General features: G+C 72.7%; 2 protein-coding genes. Both read left to right on the forward strand.

Annotated elements, in window-relative coordinates; genetic code table 11:
* Nucleotides 1-936: cytochrome P450 (locus CCN56_RS36155; RefSeq protein ID WP_086831986.1), on the forward strand; the 936-nt coding region annotated here is incomplete at its 5' end.
* Nucleotides 933-2,177 carry a cytochrome P450 gene (locus CCN56_RS36160; RefSeq protein ID WP_086831987.1) on the forward strand — a complete coding sequence of 415 codons (1,245 nt, stop codon included), beginning with the start codon at nucleotides 933-935 and terminating at the stop codon, nucleotides 2,175-2,177. The genes CCN56_RS36155 and CCN56_RS36160, both read left to right, overlap by 4 nt.
* Nucleotides 2,178-2,243: the final 66 nt, after the last annotated feature.

Consider the following 2,243-nt stretch of genomic DNA (forward strand, 5'->3'; position numbering starts at 1 on the left):
GGCGAGCGGCACCGCGAGCGGGCCGGGGTCGTCTCCGACGCCCTGGAGGCGATCGACCCGTTCGTCCTGAAGGAGCGTGCCGAGCGCTTCGCCGACGAGCTCATCGACGCGCTGTGCGGCAAGGGTTCCTGCGACATCATCGCCGAGTACGCGATGCTGCTGCCGGTACGGGTCCTCGCCAGCTGCTACGGCTTCTCCGACGAGCAGGGCCCCGGCCTCGTCACCGCCATGAACGACATGATCAACGGCCGGGAGGGCGCGCTGGAGGGCCAGCGCCACCTGGCCGAGTCGATGTTCGCGCTGCTCGCCGCCAAGGCCGAGGCGCCGGGCGACGACGTGGCCTCCCGGATGCTCGCCAACACCGCCGGGTTCACGCTGGAGGAGGTCGCCCAGGACCTCATGGTGATGATGGCCGCGGGCCACCAGCCGACCGCCGACTGGATCGGCAACTCGCTGCGCCTGATGCTCACCGACGACCGGTTCGCGGCCTCGCTCGCCGGCGGCCGGCACAGCGTCGGCGAGGCGATGAACGAGGTCCTGTGGGAGGACACCCCGACCCAGAACGTGGCCGGACGGTGGGCCTCGCGGGACACCCACCTCGGCGGGCGGCGGATCGGCCGGGGCGACCTGCTGCTGCTCGGCCTGGCCGCCGCCAACTCCGACCCGCACGTGCGCACCGACGCCGGTGCGTTCACCGGCGGCAACAACGCGCACCTCTCCTTCGGCCACGGCGAGCACCGCTGCCCGTTCCCCGCGCAGGAGGTCGCCGAGACCATCGCCCGTACCGGCATCGAGGTGCTGCTCGACCGGCTGCCGGACGTGGACCTCGCGGTCGCCGAGGGCGCCCTCGCCCGCCGTCCCTCCCCCTGGCTGCGCGGCCTTTCCGCGCTGCCCGTGACGTACACCCCGACCCCCGCCCTTGGAGCCCTCGGATGAGCTGCCCGTACGACCACACCGCCGGATCCGGCGCCGCCGTGATCACCCTGGACCCCTTCGTCGCCGATCTCGACGGCGAGAGCGCCCGGCTGCGCGAGGCCGGGCCGCTGGCCCGTGTCGTCCTGCCCGGCGGGGTGCCCTGCTGGGCCGTCACCCGGCACGCCGAGGCGCGCAAGCTGCTCACCGACGCCCGTCTCGTCAAGGACATCGGCGTGTGGGGTGCGTGGCAGCGCGGCGAGATACCCCTGGACTGGCCGCTGATCGGTCTCGCGAACCCCGGCCGGTCGATGCTGACCGTCGACGGCGAGGAGCACCGGCGGCTGCGGACGCTGGTCGCGCAGGCGCTGACGGCGCGCCGGGTGGAGCGGCTGCGCGCGGGCATCGAGTCGCTGACCGAGGGGATGCTCGACCGGCTGGCCGGGCTCCCGGCCGGTGAGGTCGTGGACCTCAAGGCGGAGTTCGCGTACCCGCTGCCGATGAACGTGGTGGGCGAGCTGATGGGCGTCGACCCGGCCGACCACCCGCGGATGAAGGCGCTGTTCGACAAGTTCTTCTCGACGCAGACGCCGCCCGAGGAGGTGCCGCAGATGATGGCGGACCTGGGTGCGCTGTTCGCGGGGATCGTGGCGGGCAAGACGGAGAAGCCGGGCGACGACCTGACGAGCGCGCTGATCGAGGCGTCGGAGGGCGGCGACCGGCTGACCACGGAGGAGATCACCAACACCCTCCAGCTGATGGTGGCGGCCGGGCACGAGACGACGATCAGCCTGATCGTGAACGCCGTCGTCGCCCTGGAGACCCACCCCGAGCAGCGTGCCCTGGTGCTCAAGGGCGAGGTGCCGTGGGAGAACGTGATCGAGGAGACCCTGCGCTGGTCGACGCCCACCTCGCACGTGCTGATCCGGTTCGCCACCGAGGACATCGAGGTCGGCGACCGGATCCTTCCCAAGGGCGAGGCGCTGATCGTGTCGTTCGGCGCGATCGGCCGGGACGAGGAGCAGCACGGTCCGACGGCGGGCGAGTTCGACGTGACCCGGACGCCGAACCGGCACATCTCCTTCGGTCACGGCCCGCACGTGTGCCCGGGCGCGGCGCTCTCCCGCCTGGAGGCCTCGGTGGCGCTGCCCGCCCTGTACGAGCGCTTCCCGCAGCTGCGTCTGGCGGTCCCCCGCGAGGAGCTCCGCAACAAGCCGGTCGTCACCCAGAACGACCTCTTCGACCTCCCGGTCCTGCTGTCCTGACGGCTCTCCGCGAGTCCGGCTCAACGGCGCCCCGTGGTTTTCCGGTCACGGGGCGCCGTTGAGCCG

The organism is Streptomyces sp. NRRL B-24572 (genome assembly GCF_002156145.1).
GTDB classification, from domain to species: domain Bacteria; phylum Actinomycetota; class Actinomycetes; order Streptomycetales; family Streptomycetaceae; genus Streptomyces; species Streptomyces vietnamensis.